General features: G+C 68.0%; 17 protein-coding genes. 3 read left to right on the top strand and 14 right to left on the bottom strand.

Translation table 11 applies throughout. From position 1 onward, the window contains the following. Window positions 1–7 precede the first annotated feature (7 nt). Both usfY and K3G64_RS10240 read right to left on the bottom strand, forming a co-directional pair. A complete protein-coding gene (gene usfY, locus K3G64_RS10245; protein ID WP_238949602.1) occupies window positions 8–304 on the bottom strand; it encodes a protein UsfY in 297 nt (98 codons plus the stop codon). A gap of 29 nt (window positions 305–333) precedes the next feature. Beyond that, window positions 334–723: a phage holin family protein gene (locus tag K3G64_RS10240; RefSeq protein WP_238949600.1), complete on the bottom strand. Its 390-nt coding sequence runs from the start codon at window positions 721–723 to the stop codon at window positions 334–336. Between the two features lie 451 nt (window positions 724–1,174). On the opposite strand from K3G64_RS10240, the gene K3G64_RS10235 reads away from it, so the two are divergent. Beyond that, on the top strand, window positions 1,175–1,594 hold the full coding sequence (locus tag K3G64_RS10235; RefSeq protein ID WP_238949598.1) for a hypothetical protein: 420 nt from the start codon (window positions 1,175–1,177) through the stop codon (window positions 1,592–1,594). Window positions 1,595–1,646: 52 nt separating this feature from the next. On the opposite strand, the gene K3G64_RS10230 is transcribed toward K3G64_RS10235, so the two are convergent. The 12 genes from K3G64_RS10230 to glf all read right to left on the bottom strand — a co-directional run bounded on the left by K3G64_RS10230 (window position 1,647) and on the right by glf (window position 21,519). Continuing rightward, a complete protein-coding gene (locus tag K3G64_RS10230) occupies window positions 1,647–3,149 on the bottom strand; it encodes an acyl-CoA carboxylase subunit beta (RefSeq protein ID WP_238950579.1) in 1,503 nt (500 codons plus the stop codon). 114 nt (window positions 3,150–3,263) lie between these two features. Then, window positions 3,264–8,801, bottom strand: a complete 5,538-nt coding sequence (pks13, locus tag K3G64_RS10225) for a polyketide synthase Pks13 (RefSeq protein ID WP_238949597.1) — start codon at window positions 8,799–8,801, stop codon at window positions 3,264–3,266. A gap of 12 nt (window positions 8,802–8,813) precedes the next feature. Beyond that, on the bottom strand, window positions 8,814–10,703 hold the full coding sequence (fadD32, locus tag K3G64_RS10220) for a long-chain-fatty-acid--AMP ligase FadD32 (RefSeq protein WP_238949596.1): 1,890 nt from the start codon (window positions 10,701–10,703) through the stop codon (window positions 8,814–8,816). Window positions 10,704–10,865: 162 nt separating this feature from the next. After that, window positions 10,866–11,873 (bottom strand): carboxylesterase Culp6, encoded by a 1,008-nt coding sequence (gene culp6, locus K3G64_RS10215; RefSeq protein WP_238949595.1) that lies wholly within the window; start codon window positions 11,871–11,873, stop codon window positions 10,866–10,868. An 18-nt stretch (window positions 11,874–11,891) separates the two neighbouring features. Then, window positions 11,892–12,353, bottom strand: a complete 462-nt coding sequence (locus K3G64_RS10210) for a DUF732 domain-containing protein (protein ID WP_238949594.1) — start codon at window positions 12,351–12,353, stop codon at window positions 11,892–11,894. A gap of 57 nt (window positions 12,354–12,410) precedes the next feature. Beyond that, window positions 12,411–13,310 (bottom strand): alpha/beta hydrolase-fold protein, encoded by a 900-nt coding sequence (locus tag K3G64_RS10205; protein ID WP_370647137.1) that lies wholly within the window; start codon window positions 13,308–13,310, stop codon window positions 12,411–12,413. Window positions 13,311–13,464: 154 nt separating this feature from the next. Next, window positions 13,465–14,514 (bottom strand): esterase family protein, encoded by a 1,050-nt coding sequence (locus K3G64_RS10200; protein ID WP_238949591.1) that lies wholly within the window; start codon window positions 14,512–14,514, stop codon window positions 13,465–13,467. A gap of 212 nt (window positions 14,515–14,726) precedes the next feature. Continuing rightward, a complete protein-coding gene (zomB, locus tag K3G64_RS10195) occupies window positions 14,727–16,799 on the bottom strand; it encodes a flagellar motor control protein ZomB (protein WP_370647136.1) in 2,073 nt (690 codons plus the stop codon). Further along, the gene (locus tag K3G64_RS10190) at window positions 16,777–17,691 is read right to left on the bottom strand and encodes a decaprenyl-phosphate phosphoribosyltransferase (RefSeq protein WP_238950577.1); all 915 of its coding nucleotides are present in this window, start codon (window positions 17,689–17,691) and stop codon (window positions 16,777–16,779) included. Before K3G64_RS10190 ends, zomB begins: the two co-directional genes overlap by 23 nt. 29 nt (window positions 17,692–17,720) lie before the next feature. Beyond that, window positions 17,721–18,266, bottom strand: a complete 546-nt coding sequence (locus K3G64_RS10185) for a phosphatase PAP2 family protein (protein ID WP_238949589.1) — start codon at window positions 18,264–18,266, stop codon at window positions 17,721–17,723. 12 nt (window positions 18,267–18,278) lie between these two features. Further along, window positions 18,279–20,249 carry a glycosyltransferase gene (locus tag K3G64_RS10180; protein ID WP_238949579.1) on the bottom strand — a complete coding sequence of 657 codons (1,971 nt, stop codon included), beginning with the start codon at window positions 20,247–20,249 and terminating at the stop codon, window positions 18,279–18,281. Window positions 20,250–20,262: 13 nt separating this feature from the next. Next, window positions 20,263–21,519, bottom strand: a complete 1,257-nt coding sequence (gene glf / locus K3G64_RS10175) for a UDP-galactopyranose mutase (protein ID WP_238949578.1) — start codon at window positions 21,517–21,519, stop codon at window positions 20,263–20,265. A 205-nt stretch (window positions 21,520–21,724) separates the two neighbouring features. On the opposite strand from glf, the gene K3G64_RS10170 reads away from it, so the two are divergent. Further along, window positions 21,725–22,642 carry a hypothetical protein gene (locus K3G64_RS10170; RefSeq protein WP_238949577.1) on the top strand — a complete coding sequence of 306 codons (918 nt, stop codon included), beginning with the start codon at window positions 21,725–21,727 and terminating at the stop codon, window positions 22,640–22,642. A 238-nt stretch (window positions 22,643–22,880) separates the two neighbouring features. Next, a complete protein-coding gene (locus tag K3G64_RS10165; protein WP_238950576.1) occupies window positions 22,881–24,446 on the top strand; it encodes an N-acetylmuramoyl-L-alanine amidase in 1,566 nt (521 codons plus the stop codon). Window positions 24,447–24,453: the final 7 nt, after the last annotated feature.

The raw sequence follows: 24,453 nt of genomic DNA, 5'->3' as shown, positions 1-24,453 counted from the left end.
GCGCGCCCTAGCCGGCTGGCTTGCGCTTCTCTGATTCCCACCGTTTTTCGAGCCGGAGCACACGGCGGTTCTCGACCACGATCCACATGGCGCCGGCGACCGCTCCCAGCACCGCGACGAGCGCCGTCGAGAGGAGCCAGTCGTAGCGTCCATAGGCGGCGACGGCGATGGTCGCGACGATCGCCGCCGCCGACAGCGCCAGCAGGATCAGCCCCGGCCAGTAGAAATTGTCCTTCATAGTGATGCCGGCATGGGGTTGCGTGGTCCGATGGTGATCGGTCGGATCGTGATGAGTGAGTCCCATCGCGCCTCTCTATGGTCGGACGACTTCGCTTACGGTCTGGCGGCCCCGCTGTGCTCGCGGGAAAACGTCTCGGGCAGGGAGATGGCGCCGATGGTCGTCACCAGCCACACCACCAGCGTCGCGGTCAACCACGACGCGAACCCGTCGATGCTCAGGCCATCGGTGAGCGCGGCGGCGACCGCCAGGGCGAGCGCGGTCAGCACCAGCCCGGTGCCGCCGAGGAGCAGCGATGCGTAGTCGCGCGGCAACCGGAGCAGGACCAACGACGTGAGCGCCTGGCCCACCGAGAACACCACCACGGCGACGATGAACGCCGGCACCGTCACCGACACGTCCGGAACCGCCCAGGCCGCCACCAGCAGTCCGACGGCCCACGACCCCAACAGGGTCGCCGAGCGCACCAGGACTTGCCTGATCATGACGTCCAGCGTAGGCCTCTGCTCGACGGCTGGAAAGGTCGACGGACATTTCAGCCGGCGCCTCGGCTGAGACCGACGGCGATGCCATGCCCGAGACCAGCTCGCGCCGAGGCTTAATGGTTTCGCTCGCAACGAGTTTGGTGACGACGACTCGAACTTGTTCGAGGAAACCGGTGCACGTCTCACGTGCGGTGTGAGATCCTTGCCCCGACGGCCCCGAAACGGGGAACGGCGTCAGATGTCGCGATGAAGACGAGGACCCTTATGGCAGAAGAGTCCGCATAGCCCCCTCGGTCGAGCGCCCGATCACGCGCTTCTTGCACATCACCAGACAAGCCCCGCGACCTACACGGTCTCCGAAGGATTCGGCAGCGCCGACGACCCGAACCATGGGCATGTGTCGCGGTTCACGAATTTCGACGGCTCTACTGCATCAGTGAAGGTTCTGACCATGACAAACCGTTACCGAGGCGCACAGCGCCGATCCGCGACGCTGTTCGCCGGCCTCGTCGCCATGCTGGCATGTGCCGCTCTCTTGTTCAGCGGCGCGGCCGTTGCCGAGCCCGTGTGGGACATCGAGGCGTACGACGATTGCACACAGGCGTTGGACGACGGCATCGACAACACCATCAACTGGATCAACACAGCCAACGAATACTGCTGTAAGCACAGCGGCGGGGTGTGGAACGACGATCAGAAACAGTGCGCGGCGCCGCCCGCCGAGGGGCAGGGCGCCGGACAGCAGCTACCACAACCTCCGAGGGGAGAGCTTCCCACCGTCGCGGTGGCGCCGCCGGGCATCGGAACCCCGCCCACGCGCCCGATGCCGGTGTTCGCGCCCGAAGTTCCGGTGCAGCCGCCAATAGGGTGATGCGAAGGTTCGCGGCGTGGTCGTGTGCAGGCACGCACGCTCGCGGATAAAACTAGATCGGGGTCAGGCCGTGTTTGCGCTGCACGCGCGTGATCTGCTTGTCGCGCAACAGCTTCATCGACTTGCGCAGCAGCAGCCGCGTCTCGTGCGGCTGGATCACCGCGTCGATGAACCCGCGCTCGGCGGCGATCCACGGCGTGGCCATGTTCAGGTTGTAGCCCTCGATGAAGTCGGCTCGGATCTTCTGCACCTCGGGCGCCGTCGGATCGGGGAAGCGCTTGACCAGCAGCTGGGCCGCGCCCTCGGCGCCGATGACCGCGATGCGCGCCGTCGGCCATGCGTAGTTCAGGTCGGCCGAGAGCTGTTTGGAACCCATCACCGCGTACGCCCCGCCGTAGGACTTGCGAATGGTGATGGTCACCTTCGGCACGTCGGCCTCGACGACGGCGTTCAGGAAGCGGCCGCCGCGCTTGATGATGCCGCCCTTCTCCTGCTCGACACCGGGCATGAAGCCGGGGGTGTCGACGACGAACACCAGGGGCAGGTTGTAGGAGTCGCAGAAGCGGATGAACCGCGCGGCCTTGTCGGAGGCCTCGTTGTCGATCGAGCCGGACAGGTGCATCGGCTGGTTGGCCAGCACACCGACGGGCCTGCCGTCGACGCGGGCGAACGCGGTGATCATCGCGGGCCCCTGCTGTTCGGCCACCTCGAAGACATCGCCGTCGTCGAAGATCCGCAGCAGGATCTCGTGCATGTCGTAAGCCATGTTGTCGCTGTCGGGCACGATCGAGTCGAGCTCGTAGTCGTGCGGCGTGTACTCCGGTTCCAGCCCCGGGTTGACGATCGGTGGATCGTCGAAGGTGTTGGGCGGCAGGAAGCTCAGATAGTCGCGCACGTACTGGAACGCCGCCGCCTCGCTGTCCACCACCTGATGGATGTTGCCGTAGCGGGCCTGGGCGACCGCACCGCCGAGTTCGTCGAGCGAGACGTCCTCACCGGTGACGTCCTTGATCACGTCCGGTCCGGTGACGAACATGTAGCCCTGATCCTGCACGGCGACAACGAGATCCGTCTGGATCGGCGAATACACCGCTCCGCCTGCGCATTTGCCCAGGATGATGGAGATCTCTGGCACCAGTCCGCGCAGCAGTTCGTGCCTGCGGCCCAGCTCGGCGTACCACGCCAGCGATGTCACCGCGTCCTGGATGCGGGCGCCCGCCGAGTCGTTGATACCGATGATCGGGCAGCCGACCATGGCCACCCACTCCATCAGCTTGGCCACCTTGCGACCGAACATCTCGCCGACCGAACCCTGGAACACCGTCTGGTCGTGGCTGAACACCCCGACCGGTCTGCCGTTGATGCGGCCGTGGCCGGTGACCACACCGTCGCCGAAAAGCGCGTTGGGGTCCCCCGGGGTCTTGCACAGCGCGCCGATCTCGAGGAACGAGCCCGGGTCGAGCAGCGCGTTGATCCGGGCGCGGGCGCTCGGGATGCCCTTCTTCTCGCGCTTGGCGACGGCCTTCTCGCCACCGGGCTCCTTGGCCTGCTCCAGCTTCTCGCGGAGTTCGGTGAGCTGTTGAGCGGTGGTCTTCGGGTGGGGGGTGGGAGAAACTTCCGGGTGGGGGTGGGAGAAACTTCCGGGTGGGGGTGGGAGAAACTTCGGTGCTCACTTCGCCTGCTTCTCCTGATCCTTTTCCTGGGCTTCGATGGCGGTGAGGGCCTCGCTCATGTGCGCGCCGACCTTCGCAATGTACGGCTCGTCGATCGCCTGGATGTGCTCGCCCCCGATGGGCACGACCTCCAGGTCGGAGACGAACTCGCCCCAGCCGCCGTCGGGCCGGCGGGTGGCGTAGCGCGGCTCGAAGTAGATCGCGTCATCGTGGTATCGGTCGGCCATGTAGAGCGTGACGTGGCCGTCGTACGGCTTGATCTCGGCGGTGTCGATGGCGCGCTGGTCCAGATACGACGTGCGCTGGTGCTCGATGATGCCACCGGGGATCTGCACGCCGCTCTGGGCGACCACGTCGAGGACGAAGCGCACCTGGCCCTCGTCGTCGAGCTTCTCGAGCTCCTCGTACGGGATCTCGGGCACCTCGACGTTGAAGGTGCGCTCGGCGAAGCGGGCGTAGCGATCCCAGCGGGCGCGGGTCTCCTCCTGCGTCTGCGGGATCTCCTCGCCCGGGCGCACCGCGTCGATGAGCCCGACGAATTGCACGTCGGCGCCCGCCTGCTTGAGCCCGATCGCGCAGGCATAGGCCAGCACCCCGCCCAGCGACCAGCCGGCCAGGATGAACGGGCCGTTGCCCTGCATCTCCATCAGCTTGGGAACGTACTCGCGGGCCCGTTCCTCGATCGAGCCCTCGACGCGCTCGATGCCGTACACCGGGGTCTCGGCCGGCAACCGCTTGAGCAGGGGCTCGTAAACCACCGTCGAACCACCGGCGGCGTGGAAGACGAACACCGGGATGCGGTTGCTGCCCTCCTGCGGGGCGCGCAGGGTCCGCACGAAGCCGTCGACCTTGCCGCCCTCGAGATAGTCGCGGACGGTGGTGCCGAGCTCCTCGACGGTCCTTGCGGCGCGGACGTCGTCGGCGGTGATGGTGCCCTCGTCGACGCGTTCGGTAAGTCGTTCGGCGATCTTGGCAGCGGTGGCGTCGTCGATGGCCGGCAGCTCGTTGAAGATGCCGCCGGGTGACTTACCGGTGACGATCGCCCACGTCGCGAAGGTGACACGCTCGGCCGCATCACGCGGCGGCACGTCGGCGCCGAGCGCCTCGGTGACAGCCTCCTGGCTCAGCGCCTTGGCGGCCGCCGCGACGGTCGACTGCGATGGACCGGTGGGGCCGCTGGGGTCCGTCGGCGGCGGCGGGACGGGCGGTCCGCTCGGATCGGTCGGCGGCGGCGGGATCGACCCGTCACCCTGCGTCGAGGGTTCCGCCTGCGGATCGGCCACGGGTGTGGTCGCGGTGACCTCGTTCGCGCCGCTGAGCCCGGCGGCTTGTTCGCCGGCCTTCTCCGCGAGCACTTCCTCGAGCTCGGCCACCGTCGACGCGCCGCCCATCAACCGGGCCTGCTCGGCGGCGATCTCCTCGGCGGTCTGCGTCTTCTGGTGCTCGGCGAGCTGGTCGACCTCGTCACGGTGTTCGATTGCGTAGGCGATGAGCTTCTCGACGGCGTACAGGTTGGCGTCCCGCACGGCGGTCAGCTGGATCGGCGGCAGGTCGAAGTCGTACTCGACGCGGTTCTTGATCCGCACCGCCATCAGCGAGTCCAGCCCGAGCTCGATCAGCGGCACCTCCCACGGCAGGTCCTCGGGCTCATAACCCATGGCGCCACCGACGATCGCGCCGAGGCGCTGGCCGATGGTCTCACCGGACTCCGGCGACCACTTCGCGAAGCCGGCCGCCAGACCCGCACCCGCGGTGAGGTTGTCCTGCAGGATCGCCGGAGCCGCCCCGGCGGCGACATCTAGTCCCCCCTCGTCCTCGGCCTCGGCCGGCGAAGCAGCCGGCGAAACCTGTTCGGCGACAGCGACTCCGGTCGCCACCGCGGCGGGCAGTGCACCGACGGCGCCGTCGCCGCTCACTCTGCTCACCACCGCGTCGTAGACCAGCGTGAACGACTCGTCGATGCGCGCGTGCACCTGCACGCTGGCGCCGCCGGGGTGGCGGGTCAGCGTCGTCACCAGCCGCGCACCCTCGCCGGGTACCGCCCGCTGCTCGGAAGCCACCAGCTTCGCATCCGGAAGGATCTGCGCCGCTGCGGCTTTCACCAGTCCAGCCAGGTCCGGCTCACCCTTGGGCGCGAACTCCCAGACGTGCCTGCCGTCGGGCATCGCGACGTGGTTGCCCGGCATCATCACTGAGCTGTCGCCGGTGAAACGCGCCTCGAGCCAGTGCGGCTTGCGCTTGAACCGGGTCGGCGGGATGTCGGCGAAGTCGAGCGCCCCGGCAAGGCCCTTGGAGCGGCGCGGGAACAGGGTACGCAGGTCCAGATCATGCCCGTACACGAACAGCTGGGCCATCGCGGTGGTCATCGAGTCGACCTCGTCCTGCTTGCGCGCCAGCGTCGCGATCAGCTGCGCATCGTGAAGACCAGCCGCAGCCGTCGTCAAACCGACCTGCATGAGCGCCACCGGATTCGGCGCCAGCTCCAGGAAGGTGGTGTGTCCGTTGTCGACGGCGTTGCGGATGCCGTGGGTGAAGTAGACGCTGTGGCGCAGACCCTTCTTCCAGTAGTCGACGTCGTGGATGGTCTCGCCGGGACGAATGTAACGGCCCTCGTGGACGGTGGAGAAGTAGCCGACCTGCGTGGGGTGCGCCTCGATACCGATCAGTTCGGCGGCCAGCTCGCCCAGCAGCGGGTCCATCTGGGAGGTGTGGCTGGCGCCCTTGGTCTGCATTTTGCGGGCGAACCTGCCCTCCGACTCGGCGCGGGCGATCATCGCGTCGACCTGGTCGGGCGGGCCGCCGATGACGGACTGCGTCGGGGCGGCGTACACGCACACCTCGAGATCTTTGAAAGCTTCGGTTTCCCTGAATACGGTTTCGATCTCCTCGGCCGAGTACTCGACAAGAGCCATCAACCGGATCCACTCACCGAACAGCATCGCTTCGCCCTCGCCCATGAGGTGCGCACGCGAGCAGATGGCTCGGGTGGCATCCTCGAGCGACAGTCCACCCGCGAAGTACGCCGCCGCCGCCTCGCCGAGTGACTGCCCCACCACCGCAGCGGGTTTCGCACCGTGATGCTTGAGCAGCTCACCGAGCGCGATCTGCACGGCGAAGATGACGGTCTGGACTACCTCGATGGGGTACTCGCAGGTCTCGTTGGTGTAGTCGACGGCATCGTCGAGGATCAACTCGAGGATCGAATACCCGCGTTCATCCTGGATGAGCGCGTCGACCTTGTTGATCCACTCGGCGAACACCTCGTTGCGCAGATACAGGCTCTTCGCCATCTTGCGGTGCTGGGCGCCGAAACCGGCCAGCACCCACACCGGGCCGTTTGTCACCGGACCGTCGGAGCTGAACACGCTGGGGTGCTGCTTGCCCTCGGCGACGGCACGCAGACCCTTGACCGCCTCGTCGTGGTCGTGGGCCAGCACCACTGCGCGCGAACGTCCGTGGTTGCGCCGCGACAGCGCTCGGCCGATCGACTCCAGCGACGCCTCCCGGCCCTCGGGGCTGTCGATCCAGTCGGCCAACTCCGCGGCGGTCGCCTTCTTGCGAGACGTCAGGAACCCCGAAACCGCCAGTAGAACAACAGGTTTCGGCTGATCGGCCGATTCCAGCTCCTCGCGGGCGATCTCCAGCAGCCGCAGCGCCTCGTCGGTCAGGCCGGGCAGTTCCGGCTCGTCGTCAAGCGCTGCTGCGGGTCGGTCCAGCGCATCGTCGTCATCGTCGGCGGCATAGTTGTCGGAGGCGGCGGAGTCGTCGGAGTGCACGAACTCGCCGTACTCGTCCATCCGCACACCACCGACGTAGACGGCGCCAGCACCGGCGGACTTCGCTTGCTGCTCTTGCTGTTCCGGCTCCGGTTCGGGCTCGACGAGGTCGGACGGCAAGACCTCGCGCAATACGAGGTGGGCGTTGGCGCCGCCGAAGCCGAATCCGGACACTCCGGTGATCGCGTGGCCGCTGTAGCGCGGCCAGTCGGTGACCGTGTCGGCCACCTTCAGGTGCACGCCGTCGAAATCGATGTAGGGGTTGGGTCCGGTGTAGTTGATCGACGGCGGGATCTTGTCGTTACGCAGCGCCAGCGTCATCTTCGCCAGACTCGCGGCGCCCGCGGCCGACTCCAGGTGTCCCACATTGGATTTGATCGCACCCAGCAGCGCAGGCTGGTCGGCGGCGCGGCCCCGGCCGACCACGCGGCCCAGCGCATCGGCCTCGATCGGGTCGCCGAGGATGGTGCCGGTGCCGTGCGCCTCGATGTAGTCGACGAGGCGCGGGTTTATGCCGGCGTCCCGGTAGGCCTTGCGCAGCACCTCGGCCTGCGCGTCCGGGTTGGGCGCGAGCAGGCCGTTGGAGCGGCCGTCGTGGTTCACCGCGCTGCCCGCGATCACCGCGAGGATCTCGTCGCCGTCGCGGCGGGCATCGGCCACCCGCTTGAGCACCAGCATGCCGCCGCCCTCGGACCGCGCGTAGCCGTCGGCATCGGCGGAGAACGACTTGATCCGGCCGTCCGGCGCGAGCACGCCGCCGACCTCGTCGAACCCCACCGTGACCAGCGGGGTGATCAGTGCGTTGACGCCGCCGACCATCGCGACGTCGGCCTCACCCGAGCGCAGCGCCTGAACGCCCTGGTGCGCAGCGACCAGCGAGGACGAGCACGCGGTGTCGATGGCCACCGACGGCCCCCGGAAGTCGTAGAAGTACGACACCCGGTTGGCGATGATCGAGCTGGCCGTGCCGGTGATCGCGTACGGGTGCGCGATCGACGGGTCCGACATGGCCAGGAAGCTGTAGTCGTTCAGCGAGCTGCCGATGTAGACGCCGACGTTGGCGCCGCGCAGGGTCGACGCCGGGATACGGGCGTTTTCCAGTGCCTCCCACGTCAATTCGAGCGCCATTCGCTGCTGGGGATCGACGTTGTCGGCTTCCATCTTCGACAGCGCGAAGAACTCGGCGTCGAAACCCTTGATGTCGGACAGGTAGCCGCCGCGGGTGCGGGCCTTGGCGACCCGCTCGGCGATGCGCGGTTCGCCGAGGAACTCCTCCCAGCGGCCGTCGGGCAGGTCACTGATCGCGTCGCGACCCTCCAGCAGCGCCTGCCACGTCTCGTCGGGCGTGTTCATGTCGCCGGGGAAGCGGGTGGCCAGGCCCACGATCGCGATGTCGCGGTCCGCCGTGTCGTCGCGGCTCCAGTCCTCGTCGTCGTCGCCGTGGTCGAGTTCCGGCTCGCCCTCGACGATCACCGTCGCCAGCGACTCGATGGTGGGGTGGCGGAATGCGACGGTGGCCGTCAGCGTGACACCGGTCAGGTCCTCGATGTCGCTGGCCATCGCCACGGCGTCGCGCGAGGACAGGCCGAGTTCGACCATCGGCGCCGAGTCGCTGATCGCGTCCGGCGCCTGACCGGTGGCGTTGGCGATCCAGTTGCGCAACCAGTCGCGCATCTCGGTGACGGTCATGTCGGTCTGGGGTGGGGCCTGCTGAATCTCGTCGCCGGTCAGTTCGGGATTGTCTTGAGTGTCTGCCATTTCGCTTCAGTCTCAGTCAGTCTCGTCGGGGAACGCGTTGGCCACCTTCCCGCTGCGCAGACTGCCGTCGAGGTAGGCCGAGCGGCATGCGCGCCGGCCGATCTTGCCGCTGGAGGTGCGCGGGATCGCACCCGCGGGGGTCAGGAGCACGTCGCGCACGGTGACGCCGTGGCGAACCGCGATGGCGGCGCGAATGTCGTCGGCGATCGGGCCCATGTCCAGCTTGTGCGCACCCGGCGCGCGCTCGCCGACGATGACGAGCTGTTCGGAGGTGTCTTCGGGATCGCGCTTGAGTCCCGAGTGGGCGTTTTCGAACACCTCGTCGGGCAGCTGGTTGGCGGGTACCGAGAAGGCCGCGACGAACCCGGTCCGCAGCGCCTTGGTGGCCTCCTGGGCGGAGTACTCCAGGTCCTGCGGGTAGTGGTTGCGCCCGTCGATGATCACCAGATCCTTCACGCGGCCGGTGATGTAGAGCTGGCCATCGTGATAGGCGCCGTAGTCGCCGGTGCGCACCCAGGTGGCGTCGTCGGGCGCGCCCTCGGCGTGCGACGGGTCGGTCCGCGACTTCAGGATGTTCTGGAAAGTCGCGACGGTCTCGTCCTTTTTGCCCCAGTAGCCGGTGCCCATGTTCTGGCCGCTGATCCAGATCTCGCCGATCTGACCGTCGGGCAGCTCGGTCGCGGTCTCGTTGTCCACGATGACCGCCCACTCGGCGACGCCGATCCTGCCGGCGCCTGCCTGCGGCACGGCCTTGGGCGAGTCATCGGGCACGGGTACGAAGCGGTGGTTGTTGAGCTCGTCGCGGTCGACGGAGGTGATCTTCGGCGGCTCGTTCATCGGGGTGGTCGATACGAACAGCGTCGCCTCGGCCAGCCCGTAGGACGGCTTGATCGCGTGCGGGCGGAAGCCGTAGGGGCCGAACGCGTCGTTGAAGCGGCGCACGGTCGCCGCCGAGATGGGCTCGCTGCCGTTGAGGATCGCCTTGACGTTGGACAGGTCCAGGGGCGGCTCACCCTCCTTGGGCAGCGCCCGCACCGCCGCGTGGTCGAAGGCGAAGTTGGGCGCCACGGAGTAGACCTCGCCCGTCTCGCCCTCCTTGCGGGCCATCTCGCGGATCCAGCGACCGGGCCTGCGGACGAACGCCGCAGGTGTCATGAACGTGATGTAGTGGCCGATCATCGGCGAGAGCATCACCGTGATGAGGCCCATGTCGTGGAAGAACGGCAACCAGGACACCCCGCGGTCGCCCTCTTCACCCTGCAGCGCCTCGATGACCTGCACGACGTTGGTCGCCAGGTTCAGGTGGGTGATCTGCACACCGGTCGGGATTCGCGTCGAGCCTGAGGTGTATTGGAGGTAGGCGATGCTGTCCTCGGCGGCGTCGACCGGCTCCCAGGTGGCGCCGACCTCATCGGGCACCGCGTCGACGGCGATGACGCGCGGACGTTCGGTGGCGGGGCGGGTGCGGAAGAACTTGCGCACCCCCTCGGCGGCCTCGGTGGTGGTCAGGATCGCCGACGGGTGACAGTCGTCGAGCACGGCGTGCAGCCGGCCGACGTGTCCGGGCTCGTTCGGGTCGAACAGCGGCACCGCGATGCGGCCGGCGTACAACGTGCCGAAGAACGCGACGAGGTAGTTGAGGTTCTGCGGGCACAAGATGGCGACGCGGTCACCCGGTTGGGTGACCTGCTGCAGGCGGGCGCCCACGGCGCGGTTTCGGGCGCCGAAGTCCGCCCAGTGCAGATCGCGGGCCACACCGTCGCGCTCGGTGGAGAAGTCCAGGAAGCGGTAGGCGAGCTTGTCCCCACGAACCTTCGCCCATCGTTCGACGTGACGGACCAGGCTTCCGTTGTCGGGGAACTTGATCAGTCCGTCCTTGATGAACGGGTTGTGGAATCCCATCTTCACTCTCCTGTCAACGGCACACCGTCTTGATGCCGATTAGGACGACCTCGACCCGCCTCGAACTCGCAGATCCTAACGGTCGGCCTTGATTAACTGTCCTTAGCTTTTTCTTAATGTTAGGCGACCGGTTCACGCAGTCCAAATCACTGCGGTCACAGGTCAGCCATGTTTCGGCTGCGGCGCGTTACTGATCAGATCCCGCGCCCAATTCAGTGTCCACTGCACCGACGTAGCCCCGTCCACATTCCAGAACTGCGGCGTGGCGTACATGGCGTGGATGGGTTGGCCTGCGCCCCCCACGAGGATGTCGATGGTCTTCGGCAGGTTCACGATGTTGAACGCCTCCGGCGGCGCCGAGCAGACCAGGTCCCCCGGTGCGCAGATCTCGTTGACGCGGCCGTTGAGCGCACCGAACCCGCCGGGCCGTGGCCCCGTCATCGCCAGGCCCAGACCGTCGAGCATCGGCACGTCCTCCAGCGTGATCTCGGCCCCCTGCCCGGGTGGGGTCGGGCCGATGTCATTGCCGACACCTTCCTGCCTGCGCCCGTCGGCGATCAGCGTGACGCCCAGTACCAGGTCCTCGTCGACCGGGCCACGCCCGTTGCCGATGTCGCTGGCGATGTCTCCGGCGATGACCGCGCCCTGCGAGAAGCCGACGAGCACATAGCTGGTCAGCGGGCAGCGGTTGTTCATGTCGGTCATGGCCTGCACTGCCGCGCGGGTGCCCTCGGCGCGCGAGTCGTCGTAGGTCATCTGCCCGTCCTGGGCGAAGGGATTGTGGAACTGGGCGGTGTAGGGGACGGTGAACACCTCGAGGCGGTCGCTGCCGAACTGTTGGCGGATCGGGTTGGTGACGCCGAGCAGCAGGGCGATCGGGAACTGGTTCGGGTTGAACGGGTCCATCTGCACCGAGGACTCCCAGGTGCCCGGGATGGCGATCATCTGCACGTCCGGGCAGCTGGCGTCCTGGAATTCCGGGCGGGGCTTCTTGGTGGTCTGCGGGCCCGTCGGAGGCACCGCCGTCGGCGGGACGGCGGTGGGCGGGGTGTCCGGTTTGCGCAGCACGACGACGATGACGGCGACGAGCAACACCACCACCAGCGCCATCGCTGAAGCGGCGACGAGCGCGAGTATCCGATGGCGTTTCCGCCGGTTGGTGTTGACCATGAGTCGGTAAGGCTCCTGTTAGCAGAGTCGTTCTGTTGCGATGCGAATGTAGTCGGCCGTCACTGCATCGACGTCCAGCGGCGACGGCGCCATCGACGACAGCCGGTCGGTGACGTCGCTGCGCACCTGCGGATACACCGAGTCCCACACTTCCTGCTCGTCGTGTTTGGCGGCACGCGCCTGGCACACGTATGACCCGATGCTCAGTGCGAGCAGGTCACTGGACGGTTGCACGCCTGCGGCGGTCAGGGCGTCCAGGTAGCCCCGCTGCCGTTCCGTGACGACCAGCGCGTTGGACCGGCCGCCGACCGTTGGCGGACCCGGCGCTGCGGCGCCGGACGTGCCGTGCGCCGGCGCCGACTCGGTGGTCGGCATGCCGATGGTCGCCATGACGTCCTCGCCGGAGCATGCCGAGACGGCCGCAGCGGCCGTGGTGATCAGCAGCAACCCTGCCGCTGTTGTCCATACCGCGCGTCGCACGTTTCCAAGGTACCGGCTGACCGAGCGGCCTCTCGGTGGGCGGAACCGGGTCGCTACCTACTTGATGGCGGTGACCAACTCGCCCGACATGGCGGCCAGTTGTCCGCTCCACGAACCCCAGTCGTGGGTGCCGCCGGGGGGGAAGTCGAAGTGTCCGTTGCGCCCGCCGACGTTGCGATAGTGCTGGTAGAACTCGCGATTGGTGCCCTGGGCGATGTCGCAGTAGTCGATCATCGCCGCGGGATCGGTGCAGCCGCCCGGACCCGCACTCCACACCCAGAGCCGGGTGTTGTTGTTGGCGAGCAGTTGCACGTGCACGTTGGGCGAGTGCCATTTCCAGCGGCCCAGCTGTGGCAGGCCCCACATGTCGCGGGTTTCGGCGTTGCCGTACTTCTGCAGCCCGGCGGTGATGGCGCCGTCGACGCCGGTACGTTCAGGGGCCAGAAAGCCGGACAGCGATCCGGCATAGCGATACCGGTCGGGGTGGAAGGTGGCCATCGCCATCGCGCCGTAGCCGCCCTGAGCGGCGCCCACGATGCCGTGCCCGCTGGGTGCGAGCCCCTTGTTGGCGACCAGCCAGTTGGGCAGCTCATCGGCGAGGAACGTCGACCACTGCTTGCTGCCGTCCTGTTCCCAGTTGGTGTACATGCTCCACGCGCCGCCGGCGGGCGCGACCACCGATATGCCCTTGCCGCCCAGGGTGGCCATCGCGTTGCCGGCCGTCACCCAGTTGCTGACGTCGGGGGCGGCGTTGAAGGCGTCGAGCAGCACGACGGCGTGCGGGCCGCCGCCCTGGAACGCGACGGGGATGTCGCGGCCCATGGCCGCCGAGGGCACCATCAGCATCTCGACTTGCGCGTTGGCCGTTGGCCCCACCGATCCAGCCGCCGTCCACAGTCCCGCCGCCAGTGCCACGGTCAGGATCACCCGGACAAACCCCTGCTTCAACTGCCCCACCTCACGTTCGTGTGCTGTCCCCGCGCGAGGTAGTCAATCACACCACCGCGGCGGGCCGCGCAGAAAACCTGCACCGCGGGTCGTGCCGGAAACGGCTGACGGCGGCGACCCCGAAGGATCGCCGCCGCCAACTGTCGTTTGACTGACGAGAGGGTCAGTTACCCGCGGCCGGCGTCTCGACCGACGCCGCGGTGGCGATCGGTGCCGACGGCTGCGGCGTGGCACCGAGCACCCGCTGGATGTCCGGCTTCATCTGCTGCAGCTGCTGACCCCAGTAGCCCCAGCTGTGGGTGCCGCTCTGCGGGAAGTTGAACACGCCGTTTTTACCGCCCGCAGCCAGGTACTGCTCCTGGAACGTCTCGTTGGTCCGCAGCGTGAAGCCCTCGAGGAACTTCGCGTTGAAGTTGTCTCCCTCGACCTGACCGTTGATCTCGGCGGGCTTGCCGTTGCCGCAGAACACCCAGACGCGCGTGCCGTTGGCGACGAGTCGGTCGATGTTGACCATCGGGTCGTTGCGCTTCCACGCCGGATCGCTCGACGGGCCCCACATGTCCTTGGACTCGTAGCCGCCCGCGTCACCCATCGACAGACCGACCAGCATCGGCCACCAGCCCTCGGAGAGGTTCAGGAAGCCCGACAGCGAAGCCGCGTACTGGAACTGCTGCGGGTAGTAGATCGCGAGCACCATCGCGGCCGAACCGGCCATCGACAGGCCCACCGCCGCGTTGCGGTTCGGGTTCACGCCCTTATTGGCCGCGAGGTAGGCCGGCAGTTCCGACGTCAGGAACGTCTCCCACTTGTAGGTCTGGCAACCGTTCTTGCCGCAGGCCGGCGAATACCAGTCGCTGTAGAAGCTGGACTGGCCGCCGACCGGCATGATGACCGCCAGACCCGAGTCGAGATACCACTCGAAAGCCGCGGTGTTGATGTCCCAGCCGTTGAAGTCGTCCTGCGCGCGAAGGCCGTCGAGCAGGTAGACACCCGGAGCGTTCGGGCCGCCGTTCTGGAATTGAACCTTGATGTCGCGTCCCATCCCGGCGGACGGAACCATGAGGTACTCGACCGGCAGACCCGGACGAGAGAAGGCCCCTGCAGTCGCCGAGCCGCCGATGGCGCCGATCAGGCCGGGCAGCACGGCAGCCGCAAGCGCAGCCCCCGCCAGCCGGCGGACCCAGGCACCCCGGATCTTGCCAACGAACTTCATGCTTCTACCTATCCCATCTGTCGTATGCCGCACGCGGAATCGCCCGTCGGGCTCGCCGCGCAACCCGTGCAGTCAACCACACCTTGGTGTGATACCTCCATTCAGAGCGTGTCGTCGCTGGTCGCCCAATGGCCTTTGCCGCACGGCGCGCGGTGCGCGACCCCTCTATCGACCCGGCGCCACAATGCGTTACAGGCTGTGAAATTCCCGCATCAAGGCCCGGTCGCCGGCATGCCCGTGTACGGCGGAACCGACGGCGGCGGCACTTCCAGACCGCAGCGGACCAGCTCGTAGAGCGGCACTCGGTCGATCCGGTACTGGGTCAGTTGATAGGCGTGCACCAAGTTCGACAGGAACCGGCGCGGCCCCATCGGTGCGCGCACCGCGTTGAGCATCGCCTCGGTCGCGGGGCATTCGAGTGCGGCCTGGGCCTGCTTGACCCAGTCCTCGTCGATGTAGCCGGGGATGTACTCCGGTTCCTTGAGGAACGGCCCTTCGGCGATCGCCCAGTCGGGGAACAGGTTCTTGTCGTGGCCGATCCGGCCGTCCTCGAGGCGTGCGGTGTGTGCGGCCAGCGGATTGGCCAGGCCGATCTGGTCGATGACCCGCACGTCCAGGCCGACGTTCATGCCGAGCATGCCGAGGTTGGTGAAAAAGACCGTGTGCGGCCCGTTTCCGTTCTTCGGCGCGTCGGGCGGCGGTGGTATGGCGGGCACCACGTCCCAGCGGTCGTAGTTGCCCGCAGGCAGCAGCAACGCGCCGTCGGGGGTGTTCTCGATCGCCTCGAGCACCGCACGCATGCGGGGGTAGGCCAGATAGTCGGCGGCAGTGAGCGGGTGTGCGTGGCCGGTGGCCTGCGCGTAGAACCGCCGCTCGTCGACGATGCCGGTGTACGTCACACGGGTGGCGTCGCTACCCATTCCGCTCGAATTCGCCGCCCACAACGCCCATCCCGCGACCGCCAGCCATAGCACGCTGGTGGCGCCGACGAACAACCAACCGGCGCCGCGGGCCATCCGCCTGCCGTCGGGGAGCACCACCGGTATCACCGCGACGGGCGCCAACAGGCAGAACAGCGGCGTCAACAGCACCCTGCCGTGCATGAAGTCGCCACCCTGCCGAATCCAGTACAGCGCCTGCAGGAGTCCGCTGACCAGAAAGAAGATCACGACGGCGGCCGGGCTCTGCACGATCCGGGCCAACCAGCCGTCACCTGACGCCGAGATCGTGCGCATCGACCGGGTGCGGCCCCTGGCCACCCACACCACCCCGGCCAGCCCCGTCAGCAGGATCGCCGGCGCCCACAGCAGGTAGGGCTGGTTGAAGTTGGCCAGGTAGACGAAGCCCTGAGACCATTTCGATCCCGAAGCGTCCTTGGCCAGTGCGGTGCCGGGAAACAGCAAACCGTAGTAGCCCATTCGGAAGATCTGGTAGGCCACCGGCACCAGCCCACCGGCGAGGACGATCAGCCCGCGGCGCCGCCAGTCGCGCGCCGCGATAAGCATCATCACCAGTGCCAGCCCGCCGATCAGGGCGAGTTCGGGTCGCACCAGCACGCTCATCCCGGCGACGAAAGCCAGTGCGGCGTCGAACAACCTGGATTCGCTGCGAGATGGTGGCGGGCTCTGCCGGACCAGCGGTTGCCTGCGGATGGTGGGCGCGCCGCCGCGCGACGGCGGGGCGGCCGCAGGTACGTACGCGCGGGGTAGCTGGGCCCAGCGCACCATCATCCACCACAGCAGCCCGAGATAAGCCAGTACCAAACCGTTTTCCAGGCCCGAGGTGGCGAAGTCGCGGGCCGGCGGCACCGCGATGTAGACCAGCGCGCCGGCGGGCAGCATCAGCGCCCGGCGGCCCTGCAGGTTCGGCGCGTAGAGCCGCCCGGTGCCGAGCATCGCCAGCACCACCCCGAGCACGCTGAGCGTCAGCGCGAACACCAATGCCACGTACTCCAGCCGCACCGAACCGCCGACGAGTCCGCCCAGGTAGATCAGATATGTCCACACCGTCGAGGTGTTGGCCTCCACCCGTTCGCCGGCGTTGAAGACCGGACCGTTGCCCGCCAACAGGTTTCGCACCGTGCGCAGCACGATCAGCCCGTCGTCGGCGATCCAGCGCCGCTGCCAGGCACCCCAGCCGAACAGTAAAGCCACCACCAGCACGCTCAGCCACAGGCTGACCCGAACCGTCTTGTCGTAGCGCAGGGCCGGTGGGCGGGCGAGGCGACGGTCCGCCTCGCCCGTCCGCCGGACCAGGGTGGTGTCAGCTGAGGAAGACGGCGGCACCGATGGTCCCGATCCAGGCCAACAGCAGCAACTGCAGCACCCGGTCCTTCAACGCGATCTCCTCGGGCTCACCGGCCATGCCACCGTCGACGTCCACGGCGTAGCGCAGGATGGCGATGGTGATCGGGATGATCGAGATGGCATACCAGGAGGTCTCGAAGCGGTCGCGTTCGAACGCCCACAGCGCATAGCAAAGGACCATCGCCGTTGCCGAGAGCGTCCAGACGAAGCGCAGGTACGACGCGGTGTAACTCTCCAGTGACTTACGGATCTTCGCGCCGGTGCGGTCGGCGAGTTGCAGCTCGGCATAACGCTTTCCGGCCACCATGAACAACGAGCCGAATGTCATGACCAGCAGGAACCACTGCGACAGCGGGATTCCCGCCGCGGCGCCCCCGGCGATGGCCCGGATCAGGTACGCCGAGGACACGATGCAGATGTCGAGCACGGCCTGGTGCTTGAGGCCGAAACAGTAGGCCAACTGCATCGCAAGGTAGACGGCGATCACCACGGTCAGGTTCGGTGAGGCCAGCCACGCGATCCCCAGCGCGACGACGCCCAATACCGACGCCGTGGTGTATGCCAGCCACTCGGGAACCACCCGGGCCGCGATGGGGCGGAATCGCTTCGTCGGGTGCTGGCGGTCGGCCTCGACGTCACGGGCGTCGTTGACGAGATAGATCGACGAGGCCGCAAGCGAGAACGCGACGAACGCGACGACGATCTTGATCGCGACGTCGTCGTAGTCGAAGGTCAGATCGCTGCCCAAGGCGGCGATCGGGGCGGCCAGGACGAGCAGGTTCTTGACCCACTGCCGCGGCCGGACCGCCTTGACCAGACCGGTGACGACGTTGCGCGGCGGACCCTTGACCGGCGCCGGTTCGCTGCTCATCGGTCCTGCGCTGCTCTCACTGGAGATACTCATCGGCTGTTCCTGCTCCTCGGGACGTCTTTCCCGGCCCGGTCGGCCACTACGGCGACGGCCTTCGCGACGGCGGCCCCGACCATGACACCGGTGAACACGTCGGACGGGTAGTGCACGCCGAGCACCATGCGTGACAGCGCCATCGGCGGTACCAGCATCGCGGGCAGCGGCAGGCCGGTGGGCCGGGACAGCAGCACCGCCGCCGCGGTGGTCGAGGTGGCGTGCGCCGACGGGAAACTCAGCCGGCTCGGTGTGCCGACGTTGACGGCGATCGCCGGGTGGTGCGGGCGTTCCCGGCGCACCATGCGCTTGATCACCACCGCGGCCGCGTGGGCCAGGAACGCGCCTGCACCGGCGGCCAGCCAGGCGCGGCGCCGCTGCGGCGCGGCCACGGCGCCCACGGCCGCAACGGCGATCCAGCCGAGGCTGTGCTCGCCGAAATGCGACAACGCCCGGGCGCCTGTCAGCACGCCGGGGCGCTCGGCCAGGGCGGACTGCACGGCGACCAGGGCGGCTTCCTCGCCGCGGAGGCTCTCAGGCATGTGCTGACGACCTCAAGCCATTCCCCGAGTCGTCCCCTGCGCTCCACGCGCCAGACCATCGCCCCCGGGGTTCAGTACCGACTCCCACTTCTGCTTGCTGGTCAGCACCGGCAGCGACTCGCGGTAGACCCTGCGCATGCGGTTGAACTTGCGCGCCAGGCGCAGCTGCTGGCGCAGCGAAGCACGCAGCAGCGCGAACATCTTCTTGCGGTCCCGCTGGCGGAACACCACTCCGCGGCCGTCGGCGGTGGTGACCGTGACACCGTCGACCTTGCACAGCAGGAACCACCGGGCGTCCTGGGTGGCCACGTTCAGCTGTGGCCGACGGTGGTGGGTCGGATCGTGCGGCCGAAGCTGGTGAATGATGCCGCGCAGCAGGCGGATCGCGATCGCCAACGGGTTCGTCGGGATCTTCACCTTCTTGCGGCGCTTGTCCGACGGCGGCGGCAGCGCCGTCGCGCCGGGAAGCACGACCGCGTCCGGATACGACTCGCGCATCTTGCGCACGTCAGGCAGCGCCGATTCGAGGATGGCGAAGATGTGCTCCGGGCCGGCCAGGAAGTCCTCCATCGCCCTGTTCTGGATGGCGACGGTCGAATACTCAAGGCAGAGCAGGTGTTTGATGGTTGCCTTGAGGTGGCTGGCCAGCAACCCGGCAGCGTTTCCGTCCCAGTGCATGGCCGAGACCACCAGCCGGTTACGCAGGTGGAAGTAGGCCTGCCAGTCGATCGCGTCGTCCTTGTCGCTCCATGCCATGTGCCAGATGGCGGCGCCGGGCAAAGTGACCGTGCCGTAGCCGTGCTCACCGGCGCGCAGCCCGTAGTCGGCGTCGTCCCACTTGATGAACAGCGGCAGCGGCTGGCCGAGTTCCTCGGCGACTTGGCGCGGGATCATGCACATCCACCAGCCGTTGTAGTCGACGTCGATGCGCCGGTGCAGAAGCCGGCTGCGATCCCTGTCCTCGTCGGCGAGCGAGTACTTGGCGAAGTTGTGGTCGTACTCGGTGTGGGGCGCGTTGGTCCACATGAAGTTCTCCTGGTCGACGATCTCGCCCATCACGTGCAGGTGCGACGGCTCCTGCAGGTTGAGCATCTGACCGCCGACCAGTGTCGGCGCCTTGGCGAAGCGGTTCATCGCCAGCGCGCGCAACACCGAGTCGGGTTCGATGCGAATATCGTCGTCCATGAACAGGATCTGCTCACAGTCGGTGTTCTTGAGCGCCTCGTACATCACCCGGCTGTATCCACCGGAGCCGCCGAGGTTCGGCTGGTCGTGCACGGACAGCCGACCCCCCAGTGGGGCGGCGGCCGCGTCGAAGCCGGGATGGTCCTTCGCTTTCTTCGTGCCTTGGTCGGATACGATGACGGCGCCGATCACCTTGTCCACCAACGGGTCCGACGTCAGCGCGGCCAGGGCGCTGACGCAGTCGGAGGGACGGTTGAAGGTAGGAATGCCGACCGCGACGTTGGCACGCCCGGGCGCAGCCACCGGCGCGTACCAGCCCGCGTTGTGCACGGTGACCGCGGAGTCGGTGGTGATGTCGAACCAGATCCAGCCGCCGTCCTCGAACGGTGACAGGTCGACCTCGAATTCGATGGCGGCGACCTCGCCTTCGGTGGCGCTGGCGATCGGCTCGCCGCCCACGGTGATACGCGCGCCGGTTGCCTTGGACCGGTAGACGTCGATGCGCGCGCTGCCGACCAGTTCGACGCGCAGCACCACCGACTCCAGGGTCGACCAGCGCCGCCAGTAACTCGCCGGGAAGGCGTTGAAATACGTCGCGAACGACACCTCGGACTCCGCGCCGATCTCCAATGTGGTGCGCGTCGGTGCGTGGGCACGGCGGGCGTTGGTGTCCGACTCCTCTATATAGAGCTTGCGGACGTCGTGCGGCTCGCCCGGACGCGGCAGGATGACGCGCGCCAGCAGGCTGACCGCTCTTGATTCCCCGGCGTCGAGCGCGCCGGACGGGATGTCACTCATGCGCTGTCGCTCCTCACGGGCCCGGTTCGGTCAGTGGTGCACCGTCACGCAGATGCGGCGCAAGGGTGTTGTCGTACATGCTGAGCGCGCTGGCGATCGCCATGTGCATGTCCAGGTACTGGTAGGTGCCCAGACGCCCACCGAACAACACCTTCTGCGACGCGGTCTCGGCCTTGGCCCGGGCCCGGTATGCGGCCAGCAACGCGCGGTCTGCTTCGGTGTTGATCGGATAGTAGGGCTCGTCGTCGTCATCGGCGAACCGCGAGAACTCCCGCATGATCACCGTCTTGTCGGTCGGATAGGCGCGCTCGGGATGGAAGTGGCGGAACTCGTGGATGCGGGTGTAGGGCACGTCGGCGTCGTTGTAGTTCATGACGGGTGTGCCTTGAAAATCACCGCAGTCGCTCAATACTTCCAGCTCGAAGTCCAGTGTGCGCCAACCCAACCGGCCCTCGGCGTAGTCGAAGTAGCGGTCCAGCGGGCCGGTGTAGACGACCGGGGCCTCCGGATGCGCAGCACGGAGCTCTTCACGGACCGCGAACCAGTCGGTGTCCAGCCGCACCTCGATGCGCTCGTCGGCGGCCATGTTCTGCAGCCACGCGGTGTAACCGTCGACCGGCAGGCCCTCGTAGGTGTCGTTGAAATAGCGGTTGTCGAACGTGTAGCGCACCGGCAACCGGGTGATGTTGGCGGCGGGCAGCTCCTTGGGATCGGTCTGCCACTGCTTGGCGGTGTAGTGCTTGACGAACGCCTCGTAGAGCGGCCGGCCGATCAGCGAGATCGCCTTCTCCTCGAGGTTCTGCGCGTCGGCGGTCTCGATCTCGGCGGCCTGCTCGGCGATCAGCCTGCGCGCCTCGTCGGGGGTGAAGTACTTGCCGAAGAACTGCGAGACCAGCCCCAGACCCATCGGGAACTGGTAGGCCTGCCCGGCGTGCATCGCGAAGACGCGGTGCTGATAGCCGGTGAAGTCGGTGAACTGTCGGACGTAGTCCCACACCCGCTGGTTGCTGGTGTGGAACAGGTGCGCGCCGTACTTGTGCACCTCGATACCCGTCTGTGGCTCGGGCTCGGAGTAGGCGTTGCCGCCGATGTGCGGGCGCTTGTCGACGACCAGCACGCGCTTGCCGAGCTGGGTGGCCACGCGCTCGGCAACCGTGAGCCCGAAGAAGCCCGAACCGACGACGAAGAGGTCGTAAGGGGTGCTGGGGTGCTGGTGCGCTGGGCCCCCGCGCGAAGCGCCGGGCGCGACCGGGGAAACAGGGGAGGTCATCGGCAGCAAGGGTATCGGACCGGGGCATCACACCCCGAATGCCACGATGGGCAAGGTTGCGATCGGCTCACGATTACGCATCGTCACTTCAGTCTCACAAGTCACATGGGTACCGTCATTCACGTTAGCTTCTGGCCAGCAGCGCCAGACCTGGGTTGTCCACGAGATCGCCTACCGATGTAGTCCATGTATTGAGGAGACTTCCGTGCCGAACCGTCGCCGACGCCGGCTCTCGACAGCCACCAGCGCAGTGCTGGCCCTGGCGGTCGCCAGCCCCGCCGCAGTCGTCGCCGTGAGCGAACTGTCCGAGAGCACCAAGCCCGCGGCGCAGCACCGTGAGTTCGTCCAGGCCGCGATGATCACCGACCTGCCCAACGAGCTGATGTCGGCCTTGTCCCAGGGACTGTCGCAGTTCGGCATCAACCTGCCGCCGATGCCGACCGGAATGCTGTCGGGCACGGGCGCCAGCACGCCCGCCACGCTCACCACACCGGGGCTGACCACACCGGGGCTCACCACGCCCGAGTTGACGACACCGGGCCTGACCACGCCGGGGCTCACCACGCCGGGGCTCACGACGCCCGGCCTGACCACGCCCAGCGCGACGCTGCCGTCGGCCACGGCCACCGGCCCCGCGCTGACCGATCCCGGGCTGGCTAACCCGTCGCTGACCAGCCCGGCGCTGCCCAATCCCGCGCTCACCAGCCCGACGGCGGCGATTCCTGACCTGACCACGCCGGGCCTGTCGACGCCGCCGGCGCTGACCGACCCGGGCCTGGCCACCACGCCGATCTCTTCGGCGGCCGGGCTGCCCGCCCCCGGTGAGATCCCGATCGCGGCGCCGATCGGGCTCGATCCCGCCGCAGGCACCTACCCGATCCTTGGTGACCCGTCGCTGGCGACCATGCCGGCCGCGGCGCCCAGCACCGGCAGCGGCGGCATCCTCGGCGAGATCAACAGCATGGCCGAGCAGTTGGGTGCCGGTCAGGCGATCGACCTGCTCAAGGGCATGGTGATGCCGGCGATCATGTCGGCGGTGAAGCCGCCGGGCACTCCGGCCGTCGCGGGAGTTCCGGCGGGCGCACCGCCCCTGCCGGGCCCGGCGCCCGTCCCCGGCGCCTAGGACCTGTCACCTGACGGCACCGCAGAGCCTTCCCCCGGGCTCTGCGGTGCCGTTGCAGGTCGCGGATAAATTCGGGCATTCGGCCGTGTCGGAACAGCAGCAACATCTGACACATACGTAACATCAGGCCGTGCCGAGTCCTGGTTTTCGCTCTTCGCGAGGGCGGCACCCAATTCGCTCCTCCCGTGCGCGGTCCTCGCCATCTTTGCTTTTCACCGCGGTCGCGGCGACGGTTGTGATGCTGCCCATGGCGGTCTACGGCGTGCCGGGCGACGACGATCCGGCACCGGCTCCTGAGCCGCCGCGGCTCGCGCAGCAACCGCTGACCGACCTCGGCGGCGGCGAGACCGTTCGCGAGATCCACCAGGATGAACCGTTCTCGATGGTCGCCTTGACGGCCCAGGACTTCGCAGGCACCACGGCACGGGTACGAGCCAAGAGGGCCGACGGCAGCTGGGGGCCGTGGTACGAGGCCGAGCCCATGGCAGGCGTAGGGCCGGAGGGCGGCGGTCCGGCCGCCGTGCGGGGCACCGAACCGGTGTTCGTGGGCCGCACCACCACCGTGCAGATCGCGGTCAACCGGTCACCGGCCGCGCCCGTTACGCCGGGCCCGCGCACACCCGATAACCGGCCGGGGCTGGGGTATGTGCCCGCCAACGTCGAGCAGCCGTTCGGGCAGAACGTCAACGCCGTGCTGATCAGCCCGCCGCAGGCGCCCCCGGCGGACAATCTGCCCGTGCCGTCGGCAGTCAACGCACCAGGCGTGCCGCCTGCGATCATCGACCGCGCGCGGTGGGGGGCCGACGAGTCGATGAAATGCGGAAATCCGCGATTCGACTTGGGAATTCGCGCCGGCGTGGTGCACCACACCGCGGGCAGCAACGAGTACGCGCCGCAGGACTCGGCGGGCATCGTCCGGTCCATCTACGAGTACCACACCCGCACGCTGGGCTGGTGCGACCTGGCTTACAACGCGCTCGTCGACAAGTACGGCCAGGTCTTCGAGGGACGTGCGGGTGGGATGAACAGACCCGTGGAGGGCGCGCACACCGGCGGATTCAACCGCGACACCTGGGGTGTGGCGATGATGGGCAACTTCGAGGCGGTGCCGCCGACACCGATTCAGTTGCGCACCACCGGCCGCCTCCTGGGCTGGCGACTGGGCCTGGACCGCATCGACCCCCACGGGCGGGTGGCCCTGGCGTCGTCCGGCGGGTCGTTCGCGAAATTCCCGGTCGGCGCGACACCGTTGCTGCCCGCGATCTTCACCCACCGCGACGTCGGCGCCACCGAGTGCCCGGGCAACGCGGCATACGCGCTGATGGACCGCGTCCGCGACATCGCGGCGCGGTTCAACGACCCGCCCGGGCCCGAGGACCTGGCCGAGTCGCTGCGCGGCGGCGCCATCTTCGCGCGCTGGGAGTCGATGGGCGGGATGGCCAGTCCGCTGGGCAGGCCGACATCGCTGGAGGCCGCCGGCCAAGGCCCGGCCCGCTACGTCACCTTCGAGCACGGCGCGGTGTACTGGTCGCCGACCAGCGGCGCGGAACCGGTCATCGGTGAGATCTACAAGGCCTGGGGCGCACTGGGTTTCGAACGCGGGGCGCTCGGCCTGCCGACCAGCAGCGAAATCAACGAGCCGCAGTGGGTCGTGCAGAACTTCCAGCACGGCACGCTGAACTTCGACCGCGAGAAGGGCACGGTGACCCGGGTCATCGACGGTGTCCCGGTGGAGCTGCCGAAGCCGTCGGCCGACTCGCTGCCCGTACAGCTGGAGCGGTTCACCCCGCCGATGAGCATCTAGCGGTGCG

It is taken from the genome of Mycobacterium sp. IDR2000157661, from assembly GCF_022317005.1.
Classification (GTDB): Bacteria; Actinomycetota; Actinomycetes; order Mycobacteriales; family Mycobacteriaceae; genus Mycobacterium.
This window is presented reverse-complemented; position numbering and strand designations above follow the sequence as displayed.

Excerpts from the sequence above, each read along its gene's own strand:
- usfY (WP_238949602.1), bottom strand. The coding sequence starts at position 304 with ATGGGACTCACTCATCACGATCCGACCGATCACCATCGGACCACGCAA.
- K3G64_RS10200 (WP_238949591.1), bottom strand. The coding sequence starts at position 14,514 with ATGAAGTTCGTTGGCAAGATCCGGGGTGCCTGGGTCCGCCGGCTGGCG.
- K3G64_RS10165 (WP_238950576.1), top strand. The coding sequence starts at position 22,881 with ATGCTGCCCATGGCGGTCTACGGCGTGCCGGGCGACGACGATCCGGCA.
- K3G64_RS10235 (WP_238949598.1), top strand. The coding sequence starts at position 1,175 with ATGACAAACCGTTACCGAGGCGCACAGCGCCGATCCGCGACGCTGTTC.
- K3G64_RS10190 (WP_238950577.1), bottom strand. The coding sequence starts at position 17,691 with ATGAGCAGCGAACCGGCGCCGGTCAAGGGTCCGCCGCGCAACGTCGTC.
- culp6 (WP_238949595.1), bottom strand. The coding sequence starts at position 11,873 with ATGGTCAACACCAACCGGCGGAAACGCCATCGGATACTCGCGCTCGTC.
- K3G64_RS10180 (WP_238949579.1), bottom strand. The coding sequence starts at position 20,249 with ATGAGTGACATCCCGTCCGGCGCGCTCGACGCCGGGGAATCAAGAGCG.
- glf (WP_238949578.1), bottom strand. The coding sequence starts at position 21,519 with ATGACCTCCCCTGTTTCCCCGGTCGCGCCCGGCGCTTCGCGCGGGGGC.
- K3G64_RS10185 (WP_238949589.1), bottom strand. The coding sequence starts at position 18,266 with ATGCCTGAGAGCCTCCGCGGCGAGGAAGCCGCCCTGGTCGCCGTGCAG.
- fadD32 (WP_238949596.1), bottom strand. The coding sequence starts at position 10,703 with ATGGGATTCCACAACCCGTTCATCAAGGACGGACTGATCAAGTTCCCC.
- pks13 (WP_238949597.1), bottom strand. The coding sequence starts at position 8,801 with ATGGCAGACACTCAAGACAATCCCGAACTGACCGGCGACGAGATTCAG.
- K3G64_RS10240 (WP_238949600.1), bottom strand. The coding sequence starts at position 723 with ATGATCAGGCAAGTCCTGGTGCGCTCGGCGACCCTGTTGGGGTCGTGG.